Below are 20,681 nucleotides of genomic sequence, written 5' to 3'. Positions count from 1 at the left end.
CGCTAGCGCCGCCGGATGCTGCCGTCGCTGATCTGGGCCTGCGTGTGCACCAGGTTGGCCTCGAAGGACTGCATCTGCAATCCGATCGCCGTCATGTCGATTCCCGCCCCTTCGATGCGTGGGAACAGCGCGCTTTCCTCTTCCTGGATGTGGGCCGAGACGGCGCTGATCAGTTCGCGCATCAAGTCGTCGCTGTGGGCGTCGTCGAGCGACATGCCGTCCAGGGTCGCCAGCAGGTCGTCCACGTGCAGGTGGTCCTGCTCGAAGCGGCCGACCAGGGACGGGTCGATGCTGCGCACCGCCGGATAGAAGATCGATTCCTCCAGCCGCGAGTGCATGTGCAGGGCCTGCAGGATCTGCGTCCCGGCCTGCTTCTTGACCTCCGGGCTGTCGCTGTCGAGATACCTGTCGGCCAGCGCGCGCACCATGTCGTGGTCGCGTATCAGGGCCTTGACCGGTTGGTCGACCGGAAACGCGCCTGCTTCTTTGTCGGTTGCCATACCATCCTCCTGTCGTGTTCGCTCATTGGCGACGGCGTCCTGCCGCCGCCGTGGCCTTTCAGGCTAGTACAGGCAAGAGATAAAACAAGGATGGCGTGGCTGCCGCGGCACGACTGGATGGGCATACAGTAATCACGGCGTTATAATGGCCGGATGCAGAATCTCCTCCATAACCTCAATCCTGAACAGCTCGCCGCCGTCACCCTGCCGTCGCAGAGCGCGCTGATCCTGGCCGGCGCCGGTTCCGGCAAGACGCGCGTGCTGACGACCCGCATCGCCTGGCTGATCCAGACCGGGCAGGTGTCGCCCGCCGGCATCATGGCGGTGACTTTCACCAACAAGGCGGCCAAGGAGATGCTGACCCGCCTGTCCTCCATGCTGCCGATTAATACGCGCGGCATGTGGATCGGCACCTTCCACGGCCTGTGCAACCGCCTGCTGCGCACCCACTACAAGGATGCCGCGCTGCCGCAAGCCTTCCAGATCCTCGATTCGCAAGACCAGCTCTCGCTCATCAAGCGCATGCTGAAGGCGGCCAACGTGGACGATGAAAAATACCCGGCCAAGGCGCTGATGTACTTCATCAACAATGCCAAGGAGCAGGGCCTGCGCGCCAATCGCCTGGAACCGAACGACCCGATCGAGCGCCGCATGATCGAGCTCTACGAACTGTACGAGGGCCAGTGCCAGCGCGAGGGCGTGGTCGATTTCGCCGAGCTGCTGCTGCGCTCGTACGAGCTGCTGGCCAGGAACGGCCCGCTGCGCCACCACTACCAGATGCGCTTCCGCCACATCCTGGTCGACGAGTTCCAGGATACCAACGACCTGCAGTACAACCTGCTCAAACTGCTGGCAGGACACGACGAGGAGGGCGGCGGCGCCATCTTCGCCGTAGGCGACGACGACCAGAGCATCTATGCCTTCCGCGGCGCCAACGTCGGCAACATGCAGGCCTTCGAGCGCGAATTCCGCGTCAAGAACCTGATCAAGCTGGAGCAGAACTACCGCTCCTTCGGCCACATCCTCGACAGCGCCAACTACCTGATCGCCAACAACACCAAGCGCTTAGGTAAAAACCTGCGCACCGACGCGGGGCAGGGCGAGCAGGTGCGCGTGTACGAAGCGTCCAGCGACCTCGAGGAAGCCCAGTGGATCATCGAGGAAGCCAAGAGCCTCATGAACGAGGGCATGCCGCGCAGCGAGATCGCGATCCTGTACCGCTCCAACGCGCAGAGCCGCGTGATCGAGCACGCGCTGTTCGCGGCCGGCCTGCCCTACACCGTGTACGGCGGCCTGCGCTACTTCCAGCGCGCCGAGGTCAAGCACGCCATCGCCTACCTGCAGCTGATGGACAACCCGCACAACGATTCGGCTTTCCTGCGCGTGGTGAACTTCCCCACGCGCGGCATCGGCGCGCGCTCGATCGAGCAGCTGCAGATGGCGGCCGACACCTACGGCATCTCGCTGTACGCGGCGGTGCCCTACATGACGGGCAAGGCCGGCAGCGCGCTCGGCGCTTTTGTGAAGCTGGTCGAGTCTGCGCGTTTCGAGACCCAGCAGCTGCCGCTGCCGGAACTGGTGAGCGTGGTGCTGGAGCGCAGCGGCCTGTTGCTGCACTACCAGAACGAAAAAGAGGGCGCCGACCGCATCGAGAACCTGGAGCAGATGGTCAACGCCGCCACCCAGTTCGTGCAGGAAGAAGGCTTCGGCCAGGGCGCCCCGGCCCACCTCGGCCCGCAGGCGCTGCCCCAGATCGGCGAAGCCATCGTCAACCAGGACGGCATCGAGATCCTCGATTCGGATGCCCCGCTGGCCAGCGTGATGTCGCCGCTATCGGCCTTCCTCACCCACGCCTCGCTGGAAGCGGGCGACGCCCAGGCCCAGGCCGGGCAGGACGCGCTGCAGCTCATGACCGTGCACTCGGCCAAGGGCCTGGAATTCGACGCCGTGTTCATCACCGGTCTGGAAGAAGGCCTGTTCCCGCACGAGAGCAGCGCGCGCGAACTCGATGGCGTCGACGAGGAACGGCGCCTGATGTACGTGGCGATCACGCGCGCGCGCAAGCGTTTGTACATGAGCTTCACCCAGCAGCGCATGCTGCACGGCCAGACGCGCTTCAACATGAAGTCGCGCTTCTTCGACGAACTGCCGGAAGAATCGATCAAGTGGCTGTCGCCGCGCGTCCAAACGAATTGGTTCGCCGGGCGTAAATCGACCACGGCCTGGGACGATGCGGCTTTCCGCGACGGCTCCGACAACAAGATCGCGCAGCAGATCACCCAGAAGTCCGGCAACGGCTCGGGCTGGCGCGTGGGGGAAAGCGTTTCCCACGCCAAGTTCGGCGAGGGGGTGATCGTGAACATCGAGGGCGGGGCGGGCGCGGCGCGCGCCCAGATCAACTTTGGCGCGGCGGGGATGAAGGTGCTGGACCTGTCGATTGCGAAGCTGGAGCGGGTCGGCCGCTAAACGCTCGATTGCATCATTCTCTGCGTTTGCCTATAAACCGTCATTCCCGCGAAGGCGGGAATCCAGGTTTGCCAGCGTTTTGATAACTCACACAGAAATTGGGTTCCCGCCTGCGCGGGAACGACGTGCTGGGGCTATTTGCTCAGATTGACGCCGCCGGTCGGGGCTGCACCATCCACCGGCTTGCCGAAAATCTGCCTGAATCCCACGTACATCGCGCACTGCAGCAGCAGGATGAACAGGAAGATCAGCCACATGATCACCACGCGCGTCATGTTCGAGGCGCCCAGCAGCAGGGTGATCACCATGCAGATGCCGAAGAAAATCGCGAACCAGGCCAGCAGCAGCACGATGAACACGCGCGCGCTGCGCACCACGGCGAAGAAGCTGTAGAACACCGCTTTACCGGCCGTCATCTTCTGCCAGTAGGTGAGCGGGGCGGCGAAGCACAGCGACATCAAGACCGCCACGTCCAGCCCGAAAATCATGAACATCGCCAGCACGTCCGAGCCCGCCACCTGCGGCTGGCCGCCCTCGCGTCCCTGGCGCGCCACCTGTTCCCAGAAGCCCGGATCGACAGCGAAGCGCGTGATCACGGCCATCAGGAGCGACACCGCCAGGTAGATCAGGCCGACCTTGCACAAATCCTTCACCACCGGCTGGCGGAAGCCCGTCAGCAGCACGCCGGGCGTGACCCGCTCGCCGTTCTCGATCATCAGGCAGGCCTTCATGAAGGCCATCGAGAACGAAGGGATCAGGACCACCGCGATCATGGGCCCCAGCAGGGGCACGGCGCTGATGCCGATGCTGATCAGGATGTTCGCGAACAGCAGCGTGGTCAGCGCGGCCGGTTGTTGGCGGAACAGGCCGGCGCCTTGCTTGAGCCAGTGCCAGCCGGTGATTGCAGGAAGTGAGTTCATGTGGGCAGGTCGGGCGCGCCGCGTTCGATGCGGGCACGCAGGATGCGTTCGAAGTGGGTGGGGTCGTGGGGCGTGAGCAGTTCTGCCGCACGCGGAATATGCAGGTCGTACAGGCGCGACAGCCAGAAGCGCAGGGCGCCGGCGCGCAGCATCGGCAGCCACGCAGCCTGTTCTTCGGGCGTGAACGGGCGTACGGCGTGGTAGGCGTCCAGCAGGGCGCGCACGCGTGCTTCGTCCAGCACGCCCGTGGCGAGGTCGACGCACCAGTCGTTGACGGTCACGGCGACGTCGAACAGCCAGGTGTCGACGCCGGCAAAGTAGAAGTCGAAGCAGCCGGTCAGGCGCTCGCCTTCGAACATCACGTTATTGCGGAACAGGTCGGCGTGCACCGGGCCGCGGGTCAATGCCGCGTAGGTGCCGGTCGCGGCGAAGTCGGCTTGGTATCGCACTTCATTGCGCAGCAGTTCGGCCTCAAGCGTTGACACCAGCGGCAGTACGGTGGGCGCGGTCGCCGTGATCCAGTCCAGGCCGCGCAGGTTGGGCTGGTGCAGGGCGAAGTCGCGCCCGGCCAGGTGCATGCGCGCCAGCATGGCGCCGACCTCGGCGCAATGCGCCGGCTGCGGATCGAGCTGCGAGGCGCCGCTCAGGCGGCTGACGATGATGGCCGGCTTGCCCTGCAGGGCGACCACCAGTTCGCCGTCGATGGTCGGCACCGGCGCCGGCACTGGAATGCCGCGCTCGGCAAGGTGGCGCATCAGCTGCACGTAGAAGGGCAGTTGCGCGAAGCTGAGGTTTTCGAAAATGGTCAGCACGAATTCCCCACGCTCGGTGGTGAGGAAGAAATTGCTGTTTTCGATGCCGGAGGAAATGCCCTGGAGCGCGAGGGCGTCGCCGAGGGGGAACTGCTTGATCCACTGGGAAAGGTCGTCCAGCGAGACCGCGGTAAAAACTGCCATGAGCTAGCAACAAAGGTGAGGGTCGGCTGCAGCCGTCGAAGCCGGCTGCGGCGTCAGGATTATTTTTTCTCGACGGGTTCCAGTGGCGGCGGCGGCGGCGCATCGGCGCGTGCGGGCACGCCCGCCTTGGCCGGCGCCGGCGAGGGGGCCGCGTTGGCCGGATTGGCCTCCTGCTTCTTCGGATTGCCAAAGTCGAATTCCATGACCTGCCATTGTGGGGCGCGGATCGCGCCGCTCTGGGCGTCGCCGGGTTGGGCGTTGCCGGGCGGGTTGTGCGGCTTCATGATGTAACGGCTCTTGCCGCTTTGCACTTCCACTTCGGTGACCTGCCCGCTGTTGTCCCGCTTTTCGGTAATGCGGGTACGTTCTTTCGGCGGAATGGTGGTGGCCGGCACATCGCTGCCCGGTTCGATGCGCTCGAGCTGCGGCGGCGTCTGGGCCGGGCGCTGTTGGGCGGGAGCCTGCTGCTGCGATTGCGCCGCGGCCAGGCCGGCGTGCGCGATGAGGCACAGCGTCAGGAGTTTCAGGCGGGAAGATGTGCGCAACATGATGGTCACCTTGTATCGTTTGGTTCATTGTAACAAACAGACACGCTTCCCTGTGAAAAGTGTGCAGAGACCGTTCCGCCGTGCCCGCCATCTCTTGTGCGGCGGCCCAGCCGATTCTGCGATAATGCCGGACACTTTGGCGCGGTCGCGCCGGCCTTATTTTGAGATGTCGCCCTATGGAAAATACCCTGCTGCTCGTTGACGGCTCCAGCTACCTCTACCGCGCCTACCACGCGCTGCCCGACCTGCGCAGCCCGGACGGTTTCCCGACCGGCGCCATGCACGGGATGGTCAACATGCTGCGCCGCCTGCGCGCCGACTACCCGGCGGCCTACATCGCCTGCGTGTTCGACGCCAAGGGCAAGACCTTCCGCGACGAGCTCTACCCGGAATACAAGGCCACCCGCGCCTCGATGCCGGAAGACCTGGGCAAGCAGATCGAACCGATCCACGAGGTGGTGCGCCACCTCGGCTGGCCGATCCTGACGGTCGAGGGCGTCGAGGCCGACGACGTGATCGGCACCCTGGCCGTGCAGGCCGCCGCGCGCGGCATGAAGACCATCATCTCGACCGGCGACAAGGACCTGGCCCAGCTGGTCAACGACAAGGTCATGCTCGTCAATACGATGAGCAACGAGAAGCTCGACGAGGCCGGCGTGCTGGCGAAATTCGGCGTGGCGCCGAACCGCATCATCGACTACCTGACCCTGATCGGCGACACCGTCGACAACGTGCCGGGCGTGAACAAGTGCGGTCCCAAGACGGCGCTGAAGTGGCTGACCCTGCACGGCTCGCTCGACGGCGTGATCGAGAACGCCCATGCCATCGGCGGCGCGGTCGGCGAGAACCTGCGCGCCGCCCTCGAGTGGCTGCCGAAGGGCCGTGAGCTGATCACCGTGAAGACCGACTGCGACCTGGTCAAGCACGTGGTCTCCTTCGAGGAAACCCTGGTCGGCCGTCCCGAGGACGCCGAAGCCCTGCGCGACTTCTTCCAGCGCTACGGATTCAAGACCATGCTGCGCGACCTGGGCGGGGCGCCCCGTGCCGACGGCGCGGTGGCGCCGGCGCGTGGCGCGGGCCCGGGCGGCGCCGCGCTCAATTCGCCCGAGGGGGCCACCGGCAGCTTGCCGGGCATGGCCATCATCAAGGGCGAATACGAGACCGTGCTCACCGACGAGCAGCTGGACAAATGGCTGGCGCTGATCGACGCCGCCGAGCTGACCTCGGTCGACACCGAGACCACCTCGCTCGACCCGATGAGCGCGCAGATGGTCGGCATCTCGCTCTCGGTCGAAGCGGGCAAGGGCGCCTACATCCCGGTGGCGCACCGCTATGCCGGCGCGCCCGATCAGCTGAATCGCGAGCACGTGCTCGAACGCATGCGTTCCTGGCTGGAGGATCCGGCCAAGCCCAAGCTGGGCCAGAACCTGAAGTACGACATGCACATCTTCGAGAACCACGGCATCAAGCTCAAGGGGATCGTGCACGACACCCTGCTGCAGTCCTACGTGTTCGAATCGCACAAGCCGCACGACATGGACACCATGGCGATGCGCCACCTCGGCTACACCACCATTCCTTTCGTCGATGTGTGCGGCAAGGGCGCCAACATGATCTGCTTCGACCAGGTCGAGTTGGGCCGCGCCACCGAATACGCGGGCGAGGATTCCGACATCACGCTGCGCCTGCACCAGACCATGCTGCCCCACGTCGAGAGCGACGCGGGATTGACGCGCATCTACCGCGAGATCGAGATGCCGACCATGGAGGTGCTGCAGAAGATCGAGCGCAACGGCGTGCTGATCGACGCCGAGCTGCTGGCGGTGCAGTCGGGCGAGCTGGGCGCACGCATGATGGAGCTGGAGCAGCAGGCCTATGAGCTGGCCGGCGGCCCCTTCAACCTCGGCTCGCCCAAGCAGATCGGCGAGATCTTCTTCGGCAAGCTCGGCCTGCCGGTGATCAAGAAGACCGCCACCGGCGCGCCGTCCACCGACGAAGAGGTGCTGCAGAAGCTGGCGGAGGACTACCCGCTGCCGAAGATCCTGCTGGAACACCGCGGCATGTCCAAGCTCAAGTCGACCTATACCGACAAGCTGCCCAAGATGGTCAACCCGCAGACCGGCCGCGTGCACACCAATTACGCGCAGGCGGTGGCCATCACCGGCCGCCTGTCCTCGAACGAGCCGAACCTGCAGAACATCCCGGTGCGCAACGCGGAAGGGCGCCGCATCCGCGAAGCCTTCATCGCACCACAGGGGAGCGTGATCGTCTCGGCCGACTATTCGCAGATCGAGTTGCGCATCATGGCGCACATCTCGGGCGACCCGGCCATGCTGAAGGCCTTCGCGGAAGGCGAGGACATCCACCGCGCCACCGCCGCCGAGATCTTCGGCATCGCCCCTGGCGACGTGCAGAGCGAACAACGCCGCTACGCCAAGGTGATCAACTTCGGCTTGATCTACGGCATGAGCGCCTTCGGCCTGGCCCAGAACCTGGGCATCGAGCGCGGCGCGGCCTCCAACTACATCGAGCGCTATTTCGCGCGCTTCGCCGGCGTGAAGCAGTACATGGACGAAACCCGCCTGCAGGCCAAGGCGCGCGGGTATGTGGAGACCGTGTTCGGGCGCCGCCTGTGGCTCCCCGAGATCAACTCGCCGAACGGCCCGCGCCGCGCCGGCGCCGAACGCGCGGCGATCAACGCGCCGATGCAGGGCACGGCGGCCGACCTGATCAAGCTGGCCATGATCGCGGTGCAGGGCTGGCTGGAAGCCGAGAAGCTGGGCACCCGCATGATCATGCAGGTGCACGACGAACTGGTGCTCGAGGTGCCGGAAGCCGAGCTGGAACTGGTGCGCGTGAAACTGCCCGAGCTGATGGCGGGCGTGGCCACGCTGAAGGTGCCGCTGGTGGCGGAGACCGGCGTGGGACCGAACTGGGAGCGAGCTCACTGAGCTTGCGCTAACCAAGGATCGACATATGCAAGAACGAAAACTGGGCCGTACCGGCGCAAGCGTCTCTGAAATCGGTTTCGGCGCCTGGGCCATCGGCGGCGCCTGGGGCGACGTCAGCATGGAAGACGCCAAGGCGGCATTGCATGCGGCCCTGGACCAAGGGTGCAACTTCATCGACACCGCCGACGTGTACGGCGATGGCCGCTCGGAACAGATCATCGCGGAGGTGCTGGCTGAGCGCGGCGGCGAACGCCCGTTCGTCGCGACCAAGGCCGGCCGCCGCCTGGCTCCCCATGTCGCCGAAGGCTATACCAAGGCGAACCTGAACGACTTCGTGGAGCGCTCGCTGCGCAATCTGCGGGTGGATTGCCTGGACCTGGTGCAGCTGCATTGCCCGCCGCCTGCCGTCTACTACCGGCCCGAAGTCTTCGGGGCGATGGACGAGCTGGTTGCCGAGGGCAAGATCCGGCATTACGGCGTCTCCGTCGAAAAGGTGGAAGAGGCGCTGAAGGCCATCGAATACCCGAACGTGGCGACCGTCCAGATCATCTACAACATCTTCCGCCAGCGTCCCGCCACGCTGTTCTTCGAGCAAGCGAAGAAGCGGGATATCGGCGTGATCGTGCGGGTGCCGCTGGCATCGGGACTCCTGACCGGCAAGATGAGCGCCGACACCCCATTCGCCGCCGACGACCACCGCGCCTTCAACCGCAATGGCGAGGCATTCGACAAGGGGGAGACCTTCGCCGGCGTTCCCTACCCGTTGGCGTTGGAAGCGGTGGAACACATCCGCAAGCTGGTCCCCGGCGGCGCGTCGATGGCGCAGTTCGCCCTGCGCTGGATCCTGATGGAAGAGGGCGTCAGCACCGTGATCCCGGGCGCCAGGAACGCCACGCAGGCAAGGTCGAACACCGAAGCGGCCGCGCTTGCGCCGCTCGCGCCGGAAGTCATGTCTGAACTGCGTGCACTCTACCGCGAGATGATCGCGCCGCATATCCACCATCTCTGGTAGCGCACATCGGACCGGCCGGCTGCTGGCGCTGTCCGTGGCGCTCCTGCTCGCTGCGAGTCCCCGAGCGACGTGTTGCCGCCTCCGTTGATCGAATACAAGCCCTGAGCGAAGCCGACGTCGAGCAATTCATCAGTTATTCTCAATGAAGCTTTACTCCTACTATTTTGAAGAGGTCGTTTTCAAGTTCTCCCTCGATAGGAGCCAGGAAACATATAGCACTCAATGGTTGCCGGGCGAGGACTTTCCTCCTTTGCCACCCCGTCAGGCAATTGCTCAGTCAAAGATCACGCTCGCCAGGATGTTAGCGTCTTACCCGTGGGCGGAACCTGCGTTCGACGCTTGTGCTTTGAAGAAAGCACGTGATGGCGATGGAGAGTGGTGGTATTACCTGATCAGTTGGATGGTCTGGCCGCCTGAATGTGATGGCGGCGACCGTGGCCAGATCACCGTGCCCGTCTTGCTGAGTGGAGAAAGTCCCCCGTACCAGGTCTTCAGTTGGGATGAGCGCATGGCTGCCTGGAAGTCGTGACACTTCCTTTTAGGTCAAGCGCCCCTGTCGGCGCGCCCGCCGCTCCGGTATCATGCGGGGATGAATCAGATTTCCTTCCAACCGTTCGTGATTGGCGTTGCCGGCGGCAGCGGCAGCGGCAAGTCGACGGTGACCCAACAAGTACTGGCCTCGTTCGGCGCCGAGGTGGTGTCGGTGGTGATGCAGGACGATTACTACCGCGACCAGTCCGACCTCACCCCCGAAGTGCGCCGCAAGCAGAATTACGACCACCCGGACGCCTTCGACTGGCCGCTGCTGGTCGAGCACGTCCGCGCCTTGCGCAATGGCGAAACGATCGAGATGCCGGTCTACGACTTCACGATCGACAACCGCTCCAACCAGACCATCACCGTCAAGCCGGCCCCGGTCATCGTGATCGAAGGCCTGTTCGCCCTGTACGACGCCGACCTGCGCGACATGATGTCGCTGAAGATCTTCGTCGATACCGCGGCCGACGTGCGCTTCATCCGCCGCATGCAGCGGGATATCGCCGAACGCGGCCGCACGACGGAAAGCATCGTCAACCAGTACCTGGAAACGGTGCGCCCGATGCACAAGCAGTTCATCGAGCCGACCAAACGCAACGCCGACGTCATCCTGCCCCACGGCGCCAATGGCCCGGCGGTCGACGTGATCACCACCAAGGTGGCGAGCGTCATCGGCCAGCTCAAGCGCCGTTCGACCGACCGCTGACAGGCCTCGGCCGTGGCGTGCCGGCCACCCAAGTCCTGCACATCTGTAAAGACTGTAAGCAACTGTTTCAAACCACGTAACAGTTACTTTTTGGAATGCTAGGATTCTTTCAAGCCTGCTGTCGGCAGATCAAGAAAGGTAATCCATGTTCCCCACTTCATCCCGCCTCGTCCTCGCCGGCGCCACCGCCTTGAGCGCCGCCGTCCTGTCCGCCTGTGGCGGCGGTGGCGGCAGCGATGCTCCGCCTGCCACCCCGGTCAGCACCCTCGGCACCCTGGCGGTGTCGATGACCGACGCCCCGGCCTGCGGCTTCGACGCCGTCAACGTCACCGTCAGCAAAGTGCGCGTGCACCGCAGCGAAGGCGCGTCGGAGCTGGATACTGGCTGGACCGACATCACCCTGAACCCGGCGAAGAGAATCAACCTGCTGAACCTGACCAACGGCGTGCTCGAAGCGCTTGGCCAGACCTCGCTCGAAGCGGGGCGCTACACCCAGTTGCGCCTGGTCCTGGACGGCAATGGCAACACCGTGGTGCCGAGCGCCGGCAAGACCGAGCAGCCGCTCGAGACCCCGAGCGCCATCCAGGGTGGCATCAAATTGGTCGGGAACTTCGAGGTGACGGCCGGCCAGAAGACCGACGTCGTGCTCGACTTCGACGCCTGCAAGTCGGTGCTCAGCCGCGGCAAGGGCGGCTATGCGCTCAAACCGGTGGTGAAAGTGGTGCCGGCGACCCTGAACGGCATCACCGGCTATGTCAGCACCGCGCTGCTGGGCCGCAGCGTACAGGTGTCGGCGCAGCAGAACGGCCAGATCGTCAGCGCCACCACGCCGAACCCGGCGACCGGCGAGTTCTTCCTCTCGCGCCTGGCGCCGGGCAGCTACGAGGTGGTCATCACCGCCGACGACAGCGCGGCCAGCGTGGTGGCCGGCGTGCCGGTGGCATCGAGCAGCAGCACCACGGTCCTGAGCACATCGAGCGCGCCGATCCTGCTCGCACCAAGCGTCACCGGTTCGATCGGCGGCACCGTGACCACGACGCCGGCCAGCCTTGATGCCGCCTACGTCTCGGCCAAGCAGCGCTTCGCGGCCGGTCCCGCCGTCACGATCAAGTACCAGGGGGCCGACCTGGCCAGCGGCGCCTACACGATCGCCAGGCTGCCGGTAGCGGCGCCGCAGTTCGCGGCCTATACCAGCACGCTGCCGCTGGCCTTCAGCGCCAGCAGCGCCGCGCCAGCCGGCAAGTACCGCGTGGAGGCGGCCGCCGCCGGCTACGCGACGAAGTCGGTCGACGACGTCGATATCGGCAGCGCCAACCGCTCGAACGTGAACTTCCTGCTCACCCGCTGACTGCTCATCAGTGAAACGTGCGCCCCTCCGGACTTTGCTAAGATAGCAAGCCTGTCCAACACAACCGGAGGGGCCACATGAAAGATCTCATTCGCGATGCCGAAAGCCTGCTGTCCGCCAGTTCGTTCAGCGAGGGTGTCGACCGCCGCGTCTTCCTGAAAGCCGCCGCGGGCGGCGGATTCGCCGTCGCCGCGCTGCCGGTGGTGGCGCAGACCCAGATCCAGACCGATACCTCCGGCCTGGACGCGGCCGACCACATCATCGTCATCGATGGCCAGGACGTGCCGGTCTACCGCGCCCAGCCCAAGGACCGCAGCAACCTGCCGGTGGTGCTGGTCATCTCCGAGATCTTCGGCGTCCACGAGCACATCAAGGACGTGGTGCGCCGCTTCGCCAAGGCCGGCTACCTGGCCGTGGCCCCGGACCTGTTCGTGCGCCAGGGCGACGCCACCAAGACCCCGATGCCCGACCTGATGAAGAACATCATCGGCAAGGTCCCGGACGCGCAGGTCATGAGCGACCTCGACACCATCGTCCGCTGGACCAGGCAGCGCGGCGGGAACACCGACAAGCTGGGCATCACCGGGTTCTGCTGGGGCGGGCGCATCACCTGGCTGTACGCGGCGCACAACCCGAACGTCAAGGCCGGCGTGGCCTGGTATGGCCGCCTGGTGGGCGATACCAATCCGCTGCAGCCGAAGCACCCGATCGACGTCGCCCAGAACCTGAAGGTGCCGGTGCTCGGCCTGTACGGCGCCAAGGACAACGGCATCCCGCTGGACTCGGTGGAACGCATGCGCAAGGCGCTCGACGCCGGCAACAGCCGCTCGATGATCCACGTGTACCCGAACTCGGGCCACGCCTTCCACGCCGACTACCGCCCCAGCTACAACGCCGCCGACGCCAGGGACGGCTGGGCCAAGGCGCTGGACTGGTTCTCGAAACACGGCGTGGCCTGATCTGCACGGAGCGCGGCCGGGCAGGGTAAAATGCCCGGCTTGCCGCTCCGCACCAGAACAAGAGGCTTTAAATCGACCCCGTCCTGACTTCCATCCTGCTGGCGACCGTGATCGCCGGCGTCGCCAGCATCACCGGCGCTGCCGTGTTTTCGTTCGCGCTGCTGTCGAAGGTGGTAGAGCGGATGGTCAGCCTATCGGTCGGCATCATGCTGGCCACCTCCCTGCTGCACGCGCTGCCGGAAGCCTTCGAGTCCGGCGCCGATGCGCGCAGCCTGTTCGCCACGCTGCTGGGCGGCCTGCTGGCCTTCTTCGTGCTGGAAAAGCTGGCGATCCTGCGCCACTCGCACCACCACGAAGGCGACGGCCACCACCACGCCCACGGCCATGACGCCCACCAGGCCGGCAAGTCCGGCTGGATGATCCTGCTGGGCGACGCGATGCACAACTTCACCGACGGCATCCTGATCGCCGCGGCCTTCCTCGCCAACCCGGAACTGGGCATCGTCACCGCGCTGGCCATCGTCGCCCACGAGATCCCGCAGGAGATCGGCGACTTCATCGTGCTGCTCAACGCCGGCTTCTCGCGCCTGCGCGCCTACGTCTTCAACCTGCTGTGCAGCCTGATGGCGGTGGCGGGCGGCCTGATCGGCTACTTCACGCTGGACCAGGCCAGCGGCCTGATTCCCTACGTGCTGGTGTTCGCGTCCTCGGGCTTCATCTACATCGCGGTGAGCGACCTGATGCCGCAAATGCAGCGCCGCGCCACGGTGCGCGAGTCGGTGCCGCAGGTGACGCTGATCGCGCTCGGCGTGGCGATCGTGGTGATGCTCAACCACGGTTCCTGAGCGGACTCCCTTCCGAAACGCTTCCACCCGCCGCGCGCGCCGGCCGGACAGGGTATGCGTTCGCCTATTGCGTCGCTAATGATAATGACTTATCATTACCGCAGAATTCAACGGAGGAATCCCTGTATGCCCACTTCGACCTTCCCACGCACGCCGCTCGCGCTGGCAATCCTGTTCGCCTTCGGCGCCCCGCTGGCCCAAGCCCAGACCGACAGCCGCCTGCAGGCCGACCCCGATACCGTGCCAACCGTGGTGGTCTCCGCCAGCGCCCTCGGCGTGGTGAGCGACGACATGATCACGCCGGCGACTTCGCTCGGCGGCGGTGAACTGGTGCGCGTGCGCGAGTCGACCCTGGGCGAGACCCTGGCCAACCAGCCGGGCATCAACTCGAGCCACTTCGGCGCCGGCGCCAGCCGTCCGGTCATCCGCGGCATGGACGGCCCGCGCGTGAAGATCCTGTCGGACGGCGCGGAAGTGCAGGACGCCTCCACCATCAGCCCCGACCACGCGGTCGGTTTCGAACCCGTCCTGGCCGAGCGCATCGAAGTGCTGCGCGGCCCGTCGGCGCTGGCCTACGGTGGCGGCGCGGTGGGCGGCGTGGTCAACATCCTGGACCGCAAGATCCCGACCCGGGTGCCCGAGAAGGGCGTCGAAGGCAGCCTTGAAGTGCGCGCCAACTCCATGGCGCGCGAGAAGACCGGCGCTTTCGAGGTCACCGGCGGCAGCGGCAACTTCGCCGTCCATGCCGAAGGCGTCAAGCGCGACGCCGGCGAATACCGCGTCGGCAAGGGCTGGGAAGGCGGCAAGCGCGTGCCCGGCAGCTACAAGGACACCGAGAGCGGCACCGTGGGCCTGTCCTGGGTGGGTGAGCGCGGCTACCTGGGCGCGGCCTACACCAAGGAGCGCACCGAGTACGGCATCCCCGGCCACAACCACGAATTCGAAAGCTGCCATCCGCACGGCGACCACCTGCACTGCGGCGGCCACGACGGCCACGATGATCACGATGATCACGCGGACCACGACCACGAGCATGGCCACGAGGAGGTGCCGGTCGTGAAGCTGGACAGCGACCGCTGGGACCTGCGCGGCGAATACCGCAACCCGCTGCCGGGCTTCGCCAAGGCGCGCCTGCGCGCTTCGTTCACCGACTACCGCCACGACGAGCTCGAAGAGGGCGTGGTCGCCACCAGCTTCATGAACCGCGCGCACGACGCCCGCGTCGAGCTGGAACACAAGCCGGTCGCGGGCTGGCGCGGCGTCGTCGGCCTGCAAACCACGCGCCGCGACTTCAAAACCGAAGGCGACGAGGCCTACGTGCCGCCGACCGTCACGAAGAAGCACGCCGTGTTCGTCACCGAGGAATACAAGCTGGACAACTGGCGCTTCGAGGCCGGCGCCCGCCACGAGTGGCAGGACATCCGCGTCGACAGCGCCCGGTTCGACAATGCGCGCGATACCGACGCACGGGGCACCTCGGTGGCGCTGGGCGCGGTCTGGAAGTTCCAGCCCCAGTATTCGCTGCGCGCCGGCATTGCACGCAGCCACCGCCTGCCGACCTCGGAAGAACTGTATGCGGGCGGCGTGCACCTGGCCACCGCGACCTACGAGATCGGCAACCAGAACCTGGGCAAGGAAACCTCGAACAACATCGACCTCACCCTGCGCAAGTTCGAGGGAAATACGACCTTCTCGCTGAGCGCCTTCCGCAACCGCGTCGACAACTACATCTACGCGCACACGCTGGACAACCACGAAGGCTTCCAGCTGGTCGAGTATGCCCAGCGCGACGCCATCTTCACCGGCCTGGAAGGGGAACTGCGCCACAAGTTCTCGAAGATCGTGGAGGGCACGCTGTTCGGCGACTATGTGCGTGCCCGCTTCGACGCTAGCAGCGAGGGAAGTCGCAACATCCCGCGCATCCCGGCGCACCGCATCGGCGTGCGCCTGAATGCGGACTGGCAGGCCTGGCACGGCATGGCCGAACTGGTGCGCGTCGGCAAGCAGGACAAGGTCGCGCAATTCGAAGGGACGACCGGCGGCCATACCATGCTGAACCTCGGCACCCACTACACCACGCGCATCGGCGGCGTGCCGGCCCAGCTCTACGCCCGCATCAACAACCTGACGAACGAACTGGCCTTCAGCCATACCTCTTTCATCAAGGAAGCGGCGCCGCTGCCTGGCCGTAACATCACCGCCGGACTGCGCTTTATTTTCTAAATGAGCTTCTGATGAAGACCCTGATGAGGTATGCCGACTACGCCGGCATGGCGGCGTCGGCCCTGTGCCTGGCGCATTGCCTGGCGATGCCGCTCCTGATCGCCGCGTTTCCGCTGCTGGGCCTGGGTGGGGCGCACCATGCGCTGCACGATGCCTTGCTGCTGGCGGTGACGGCGCCGGTGCTGCTGGCGTTGGTGCCGGGCTACCTCAAGCACCGCGATCCGGTCGCCTTGATGCTGGGACTGGTGGGGCTGGGCGCCTTCCTGCTGGCGGTGTTCGTGGTCGGGCCGCGCTTGGGCGAGGTGGCGGAGACGGTGGCGGCGGTGCTGAGCAGCGTGCTGCTGCTGGGGGCGCACTGGCGCAACCACCGCTATTGCAAGGATTGCCGTTCGTAGGGTGGGCAGGTTTCCTGCCCACGCGGTGATAGTTAGCAGCAAGATCGCCGAGCACGAGAGCGGAGCCGATAGCAATCACCGCGTGGGGTGATCTGGTCCAGTGGACCAGATCACGAGCCGCCCACCCTACGAACGGCAAGAACTGCAAAGGCCGTACAGCGTCAGCTCGTGCGACTCCAGCACGAAGCCCTCCGGCGTCAGTTTCTGCATGTCCCCCGGGCAGGCGTGCACCTCGTACACCTTGTCGCACGAACGGCAATGGAAGTGGTGATGGTGCCCGTGCCCGGCGATCTCGTAGCGGTCGCCCCCGCCCGGCAATGACACCGTGGTGATCTCGCCCGCTTCCAGCATCGACTTGATGTTGCGGTAGATGGTCGCCATGCCGATGCCCGGCACCACGGCCTGGGCCTGCTCGAGGATTTCCTGCGGCGCGAGCGGACGTCCGGCATCCTCCATGCACTGGTGGATGGCCTTGCGCTGGCGCGTATTGCGTTGTTCCATGGCGACGTACTCTTACTTCTTCGCGCGCAGCGATTCGAGTTCGGCGCGCAGGGCGCTGCGCTCGGCATAGGACTTGTCCAGCTGCGCGCGCAGGGTCTTCACTTCGTTCTCGAAGTTGTCGCGCGCGGTGGTGGCGCCCACCAGCTCCATCTCGGCGGCCAGGCGCGCGTCCGATTCGCTGGCCTGGGCCGCGACGTTGCGCTCGAGTTGGGCGCGCAGGTCGGCCAGCTGGCGGTCCTTGCCGTCGATCGCCAGCTGGTCCTTGGCCTTGCTCACCAGCGCCTCGGTGGCGACCTGGCGCGCATCGCGCAGCTCCGCGCTCAAGCGCTCGATCTCGGCCTGGTGTTCGCTGGAGGCCGCCAATGCCTGGTCGCGCGCGGCTTCCAGGCTGGCGCCCGTCTCGCGCAGGGCGGTCGCGTCGGCTTCTGCTGCGGCCAGCGCCTCGCGCACCGGCGCGGCGGTCTGTTCGGCGACCTGCTGCACCCAGCCGCTCAGGGCGGCGGCGACCGCTTCGGGAATCTCCAGCGCCGGAGCGCCTGCGTTCATCTTGTCTTCGTTCGACATTGCTGCGTGATCTTTCGTTGATGCTTTTATCATCAGGATGGCTCCTGGCTCCTGGCTCAAGCCTCGCCTTTGGCAACAGGGCGGCCGGTATCGTTCTTGCCGTCGCCCACCCATTCGCTCCACGACCCCGGATACAGCGCCGCCCCCGGCATGCCGGCCACTTCCAGCGCCAGCAGGTTGTGGCAGGCGGTAACGCCCGAGCCGCACTGCATGATGGCCCGCGCCGGATCCTCGACCAGCGGCGCGAATTCACCCCGCAGCGTCTCGGCGTCCTTGAAGCGGCCATCGGGCTGCAGGTTGTCCTTGAAGAAGCGGTTGCGGGCGCCGGGGATGTGACCGCCGACCGGGTCGATGGTCTCGTTCTCGCCGCGGAAGCGGTCGCTTGCTCGTGCGTCGATGACGATGCGTTCGCCTTTGTCGACGTTTTCCATGACGTCGGCCACGGTCACGGTCGGCACGAAAGGCGCGCGTACCGTGATGGAGCCGCGCGGCTTCGATACCGCCCCGGTCGTGAGCGGCTGCCCGAGCGACTGCCATGCCGCCATGCCGCCGTCCAGCACCGCCACCGCTTCGTGGCCGAGCCAGCGCAGCAGCCACCACAGGCGCGCGGCGAACATGCCGCCGTGGGCGTCGTAGGCCACGACTTGGGAGTCGTCATTGATACCCCAGCCGCGCAGGGTGTCGATCAGCGCTTCTTTTTCCGGCAGCGGATGGCGGCCGCGGAACACGCCGTCCGGGCCGCGCTTGGCGCCCGACAGCTGGGTTTCGATGTCGCCGAAGACCGCGCCCGGCAGGTGTCCGATGCCATAGCCCTCGCGGCCGGCGGACAGGTTCATCAGGTCATGGCGGCAATCGACCACCACCCAGCCGGGACTGTCGATGTGCGCGGCCAGGTCTTGCGCGGAAATCAAGGTATTGTACATGGTGCTCCTCAGCTCAGTTCTCAGCTCGGCTCTCAGGTTTCGCTGGCGATCGGATCGGTGTCCTTGACCACGGCGCCCTTGGCCGTGCTGCGTGTATTGTAGAACGTCGCGGCGATGCCGGATGCAAGGATCACGCCGATGCCCAGCCAGACATGCCAGTCGAAGGTGTCGCTCCACAGGGCCAGGCCCCACAGGCTGGAAAACACGATGCCGGTGTACTGCAGGTTGGCCACCACCAGCACCTTGCCGACGCGGTAGGCGCGCGTCATCGCGATCTGGGCCAGCAGGCCGAACAGGCCGACCGCCAGCAGCAGGGCGCCGCTGTACAGGGTGTGGCTCTGGAACACGGCGCCGGGTCCGGCCCCGCTGTCGCCCGCCAGCGTGCCCAGCAGCCCGGCCACGGTGGTGCTGAGCGAAAAGTAGAACACCACGCGGTATTCCGGTTCGCCCATCTGGCCGAGCCTGCGCACCTGCATGTAGGCCGCCGCCGAGATCAGCGACGACGCGATGCCGGCCAGGCCGCCGATCCACTGGTTGGTCTCGATCGCCGGCTGCAGCACCAGGGTCACGCCGAAGAAGCTCATGGCGATCGCCAGCACCAGCGGCCACTCGGGCAGCTTGGTGCCGTGCCACCAGCCGTGCGCGAACATCCAGGCCGCGATCCAGATCGGCGCCATGTAGTTGAGGGTGACGGCCGTGGCCAGCGGCAGGCGGGAAATGGCGAAGAACCACAGCCACAGCGAGACGACGCCGACGACGCTGCGCCAGACGTGGGCTGCTACGAAGGGAGTCTTGAAGGTGCCGCCCTGGTGGCGCACCGCCACCAGCAGCACCAGCGTGCCGATGAGGCCGCGGTACATCAGGAGTTCGGAGGTGGAGTAGAACTCGGAAGCCAGCTTCACGCCCGCGCCCATGGCGGCGAACGCGAAGCTGGCGAACAGCATCCAGAGTGAAGCCATCAGAGATCGAGCTTACTTCGGTACCATTCGTGGAAGTGCTGCATCCCGTCTTCCATCGGCGACTGGTAGGGGCCCACCTCGTTGACGCCGCGCTCCATCAGGATCTTGCGGCCGGCATCCATGCGCAGCGCGATCTCGTCGTCCTCGACCGCGGTTTCCATGTAGGCGGCGCGCTCGGCTTCCACGAACTCGCGCTCGAACAGCACGAACTCTTCCGGGTAGTAGAACTCGACCACGTTGCGGGTCTTCTGCGGGCCGATCGGCCACAGCGTCGACACCACCAGCACGTTCGGATACCACTCGACCATGATGTTCGGGTACAGGGTCAGCCAGATGGCGCCGTACTTCGGCGGCTGGCCGTTGTTGAACTTCAGGACCTGCTCCTGCCATTTCTTGTAGGCCGGCGAACCCGCCTTCTGCAGCGCGCGGTTCACGCCCACGGTCTGGACGCTGTAGTCGCGGCCGAATTCCCACTTCAGGTCGTCGCAAGACACGAAATTGCCCAGGCCCGGGTGGAAGGGCTCGACGTGGTAATCCTCCAGGTAGACCTCGATGAAAGTCTTCCAGTTGTAGTCGCACTCGTGGATCTCGACGTGGTCGAACATGTAGCCGCTGAAGTCGAGGTCCTTGGTAACCTCCATGTTCTTCAGCTTGTCCATGACGTCATAGCCGTTCTGCTCGAACAGCAGGCCGTTCCAGTTCTGCAGCGGCGTCTTCGACAGGTTCAGGCAGGGCGTCTCCGGGAAGTGCGGAGCACCGATCAGCTGACCCTTCAGGTCGTAGGTCCAGCGGTGCAGCGGGCACACGATGGTGTTCGCATTGCCGCGGCCATTGAACATCAGCGCCTGGCGGTGGCGGCAGACGTTGGACAGCACTTCGATGCCGCCCGCGTTGCGGACCAGCATGCGGCCTTCGTTTTCGGATGCAAGTGTCGCGAAATCGCCTACCTCAGGCACCATCAATTCGTGGCCGACGTAGCGTGGGCCCTTGTGAAACAGCGCTTGCAGCTCGCGCTGCATCAGCGTATTGTCAAAGTAGACATTTACCGGAAGCTGAGCGCACGAGCGCGCCAGCTTGGCGTGGGTAGCCAGATCGGACATCCCAACCCCCCTTTAATCAAGTACCACCAAAGAAGAGAAAGAATCCAAAGACCAGTATCTTGGAATGAGGATTACGGTATTTCGGACAGAACCGAAGATTATACCTCGGAAACAGACTCAGGAGTCAGGGCCCATCGCGTGGCAGAGGCGAAACCGCGCAAATAAGTTGTTGAATAATCACGGGTTTCATAGGAAGGAAGCGCCAGGGTAGTAAAATGTTACAAATAGACAAGTTGCGCTCGATGCAATGTGCGCCCCTTGAGGGGAA

Annotated in this window: 19 protein-coding genes; 10 read left to right on the top strand and 9 right to left on the bottom strand. The window is 65.5% G+C overall.

Annotated features, from left to right (window positions below):
- Positions 1-2: 2 nt before the first annotated feature.
- On the bottom strand, positions 3-500 hold the full coding sequence (locus ACK4S9_RS00975; RefSeq protein ID WP_409720380.1) for a hemerythrin domain-containing protein: 498 nt from the start codon (positions 498-500) through the stop codon (positions 3-5).
- Between the two features lie 153 nt (positions 501-653).
- On the opposite strand from ACK4S9_RS00975, the gene ACK4S9_RS00970 reads away from it, so the two are divergent.
- Positions 654-2,966 (top strand): UvrD-helicase domain-containing protein, encoded by a 2,313-nt coding sequence (locus tag ACK4S9_RS00970; RefSeq protein ID WP_409720378.1) that lies wholly within the window; start codon positions 654-656, stop codon positions 2,964-2,966.
- Between the two features lie 134 nt (positions 2,967-3,100).
- Here ACK4S9_RS00970 and ACK4S9_RS00965 read toward each other — a convergent pair whose 3' ends face one another.
- Genes ACK4S9_RS00965 through ACK4S9_RS00955 form a run of 3 tightly spaced genes read right to left on the bottom strand, consistent with a single transcriptional unit; the run spans position 3,101 to position 5,390 of the window.
- Positions 3,101-3,886, bottom strand: coding sequence for a BPSS1780 family membrane protein (locus ACK4S9_RS00965; RefSeq protein ID WP_409720376.1), 786 nt, complete (start codon positions 3,884-3,886; stop codon positions 3,101-3,103).
- Positions 3,883-4,842, bottom strand: coding sequence for a homoserine kinase (locus tag ACK4S9_RS00960; protein WP_409720374.1), 960 nt, complete (start codon positions 4,840-4,842; stop codon positions 3,883-3,885). The genes ACK4S9_RS00965 and ACK4S9_RS00960 overlap by 4 nt, the downstream gene beginning before the upstream one ends.
- A gap of 59 nt (positions 4,843-4,901) precedes the next feature.
- Positions 4,902-5,390 (bottom strand): hypothetical protein, encoded by a 489-nt coding sequence (locus ACK4S9_RS00955; protein ID WP_409720372.1) that lies wholly within the window; start codon positions 5,388-5,390, stop codon positions 4,902-4,904.
- A gap of 176 nt (positions 5,391-5,566) precedes the next feature.
- Between ACK4S9_RS00955 and polA the strand changes: the two genes are divergently transcribed.
- The 9 genes from polA to ACK4S9_RS00910 all read left to right on the top strand — a co-directional run bounded on the left by polA (position 5,567) and on the right by ACK4S9_RS00910 (position 16,366).
- Entirely contained in the window at positions 5,567-8,341 is a 2,775-nt protein-coding gene (gene polA, locus ACK4S9_RS00950) for a DNA polymerase I (RefSeq protein WP_409720370.1), read from the top strand.
- Positions 8,342-8,366: 25 nt separating this feature from the next.
- The gene (locus ACK4S9_RS00945) at positions 8,367-9,353 is read left to right on the top strand and encodes an aldo/keto reductase (RefSeq protein WP_409720368.1); all 987 of its coding nucleotides are present in this window, start codon (positions 8,367-8,369) and stop codon (positions 9,351-9,353) included.
- Positions 9,354-9,495: 142 nt separating this feature from the next.
- Complete coding sequence (locus ACK4S9_RS00940) at positions 9,496-9,882, top strand: hypothetical protein (protein WP_409720365.1); 387 nt, start codon at positions 9,496-9,498, stop codon at positions 9,880-9,882.
- A gap of 60 nt (positions 9,883-9,942) precedes the next feature.
- On the top strand, positions 9,943-10,596 hold the full coding sequence (gene udk / locus ACK4S9_RS00935; protein WP_409720363.1) for a uridine kinase: 654 nt from the start codon (positions 9,943-9,945) through the stop codon (positions 10,594-10,596).
- 145 nt (positions 10,597-10,741) lie between these two features.
- Positions 10,742-11,944 (top strand): DUF4382 domain-containing protein, encoded by a 1,203-nt coding sequence (locus ACK4S9_RS00930; protein ID WP_409720361.1) that lies wholly within the window; start codon positions 10,742-10,744, stop codon positions 11,942-11,944.
- 77 nt (positions 11,945-12,021) lie between these two features.
- The gene (locus ACK4S9_RS00925) at positions 12,022-12,903 is read left to right on the top strand and encodes a dienelactone hydrolase family protein (RefSeq protein WP_409720359.1); all 882 of its coding nucleotides are present in this window, start codon (positions 12,022-12,024) and stop codon (positions 12,901-12,903) included.
- A gap of 107 nt (positions 12,904-13,010) precedes the next feature.
- Positions 13,011-13,748, top strand: coding sequence for a ZIP family metal transporter (locus ACK4S9_RS00920; protein WP_409720357.1), 738 nt, complete (start codon positions 13,011-13,013; stop codon positions 13,746-13,748).
- 126 nt (positions 13,749-13,874) lie between these two features.
- Entirely contained in the window at positions 13,875-15,971 is a 2,097-nt protein-coding gene (locus ACK4S9_RS00915) for a TonB-dependent receptor domain-containing protein (protein WP_409720355.1), read from the top strand.
- Positions 15,972-15,982: 11 nt separating this feature from the next.
- A complete protein-coding gene (locus ACK4S9_RS00910) occupies positions 15,983-16,366 on the top strand; it encodes a MerC domain-containing protein (RefSeq protein WP_409720353.1) in 384 nt (127 codons plus the stop codon).
- A 126-nt stretch (positions 16,367-16,492) separates the two neighbouring features.
- Here ACK4S9_RS00910 and ACK4S9_RS00905 read toward each other — a convergent pair whose 3' ends face one another.
- From ACK4S9_RS00905 to ACK4S9_RS00885, 5 genes are all read right to left on the bottom strand, one after another.
- Positions 16,493-16,867: a Fur family transcriptional regulator gene (locus tag ACK4S9_RS00905; protein WP_036210592.1), complete on the bottom strand. Its 375-nt coding sequence runs from the start codon at positions 16,865-16,867 to the stop codon at positions 16,493-16,495.
- A 12-nt stretch (positions 16,868-16,879) separates the two neighbouring features.
- A complete protein-coding gene (locus ACK4S9_RS00900) occupies positions 16,880-17,413 on the bottom strand; it encodes a hypothetical protein (protein ID WP_409720351.1) in 534 nt (177 codons plus the stop codon).
- A gap of 74 nt (positions 17,414-17,487) precedes the next feature.
- Positions 17,488-18,354 (bottom strand): sulfurtransferase, encoded by an 867-nt coding sequence (locus ACK4S9_RS00895; protein ID WP_409720349.1) that lies wholly within the window; start codon positions 18,352-18,354, stop codon positions 17,488-17,490.
- A gap of 32 nt (positions 18,355-18,386) precedes the next feature.
- The gene (locus tag ACK4S9_RS00890) at positions 18,387-19,313 is read right to left on the bottom strand and encodes a DMT family transporter (protein WP_409720347.1); all 927 of its coding nucleotides are present in this window, start codon (positions 19,311-19,313) and stop codon (positions 18,387-18,389) included.
- Positions 19,313-20,413 (bottom strand): aromatic ring-hydroxylating oxygenase subunit alpha, encoded by a 1,101-nt coding sequence (locus ACK4S9_RS00885; protein WP_409720344.1) that lies wholly within the window; start codon positions 20,411-20,413, stop codon positions 19,313-19,315. The genes ACK4S9_RS00890 and ACK4S9_RS00885 overlap by 1 nt, the downstream gene beginning before the upstream one ends.
- Positions 20,414-20,681: the final 268 nt, after the last annotated feature.

Origin of the sequence: Massilia sp. (assembly GCF_046293535.1) — a bacterium.
Lineage (GTDB): Bacteria > Pseudomonadota > Gammaproteobacteria > Burkholderiales > Burkholderiaceae_D > Telluria.
This window is presented reverse-complemented; position numbering and strand designations above follow the sequence as displayed.

What these genes read in the sequence shown, in the direction of transcription:
- ACK4S9_RS00955 (WP_409720372.1), bottom strand. Translation starts at nt 5,390, where the DNA reads ATGTTGCGCACATCTTCCCGCCTGAAACTCCTGACGCTGTGCCTCATC.
- ACK4S9_RS00910 (WP_409720353.1), top strand. Translation starts at nt 15,983, where the DNA reads ATGAAGACCCTGATGAGGTATGCCGACTACGCCGGCATGGCGGCGTCG.
- ACK4S9_RS00895 (WP_409720349.1), bottom strand. Translation starts at nt 18,354, where the DNA reads ATGTACAATACCTTGATTTCCGCGCAAGACCTGGCCGCGCACATCGAC.
- ACK4S9_RS00915 (WP_409720355.1), top strand. Translation starts at nt 13,875, where the DNA reads ATGCCCACTTCGACCTTCCCACGCACGCCGCTCGCGCTGGCAATCCTG.
- ACK4S9_RS00940 (WP_409720365.1), top strand. Translation starts at nt 9,496, where the DNA reads ATGAAGCTTTACTCCTACTATTTTGAAGAGGTCGTTTTCAAGTTCTCC.
- ACK4S9_RS00885 (WP_409720344.1), bottom strand. Translation starts at nt 20,413, where the DNA reads ATGTCCGATCTGGCTACCCACGCCAAGCTGGCGCGCTCGTGCGCTCAG.
- ACK4S9_RS00890 (WP_409720347.1), bottom strand. Translation starts at nt 19,313, where the DNA reads ATGGCTTCACTCTGGATGCTGTTCGCCAGCTTCGCGTTCGCCGCCATG.
- ACK4S9_RS00970 (WP_409720378.1), top strand. Translation starts at nt 654, where the DNA reads ATGCAGAATCTCCTCCATAACCTCAATCCTGAACAGCTCGCCGCCGTC.
- ACK4S9_RS00900 (WP_409720351.1), bottom strand. Translation starts at nt 17,413, where the DNA reads ATGAACGCAGGCGCTCCGGCGCTGGAGATTCCCGAAGCGGTCGCCGCC.
- ACK4S9_RS00945 (WP_409720368.1), top strand. Translation starts at nt 8,367, where the DNA reads ATGCAAGAACGAAAACTGGGCCGTACCGGCGCAAGCGTCTCTGAAATC.
- polA (WP_409720370.1), top strand. Translation starts at nt 5,567, where the DNA reads ATGGAAAATACCCTGCTGCTCGTTGACGGCTCCAGCTACCTCTACCGC.
- ACK4S9_RS00975 (WP_409720380.1), bottom strand. Translation starts at nt 500, where the DNA reads ATGGCAACCGACAAAGAAGCAGGCGCGTTTCCGGTCGACCAACCGGTC.
- ACK4S9_RS00905 (WP_036210592.1), bottom strand. Translation starts at nt 16,867, where the DNA reads ATGGAACAACGCAATACGCGCCAGCGCAAGGCCATCCACCAGTGCATG.
- udk (WP_409720363.1), top strand. Translation starts at nt 9,943, where the DNA reads ATGAATCAGATTTCCTTCCAACCGTTCGTGATTGGCGTTGCCGGCGGC.
- ACK4S9_RS00925 (WP_409720359.1), top strand. Translation starts at nt 12,022, where the DNA reads ATGAAAGATCTCATTCGCGATGCCGAAAGCCTGCTGTCCGCCAGTTCG.
- ACK4S9_RS00930 (WP_409720361.1), top strand. Translation starts at nt 10,742, where the DNA reads ATGTTCCCCACTTCATCCCGCCTCGTCCTCGCCGGCGCCACCGCCTTG.
- ACK4S9_RS00965 (WP_409720376.1), bottom strand. Translation starts at nt 3,886, where the DNA reads ATGAACTCACTTCCTGCAATCACCGGCTGGCACTGGCTCAAGCAAGGC.
- ACK4S9_RS00960 (WP_409720374.1), bottom strand. Translation starts at nt 4,842, where the DNA reads ATGGCAGTTTTTACCGCGGTCTCGCTGGACGACCTTTCCCAGTGGATC.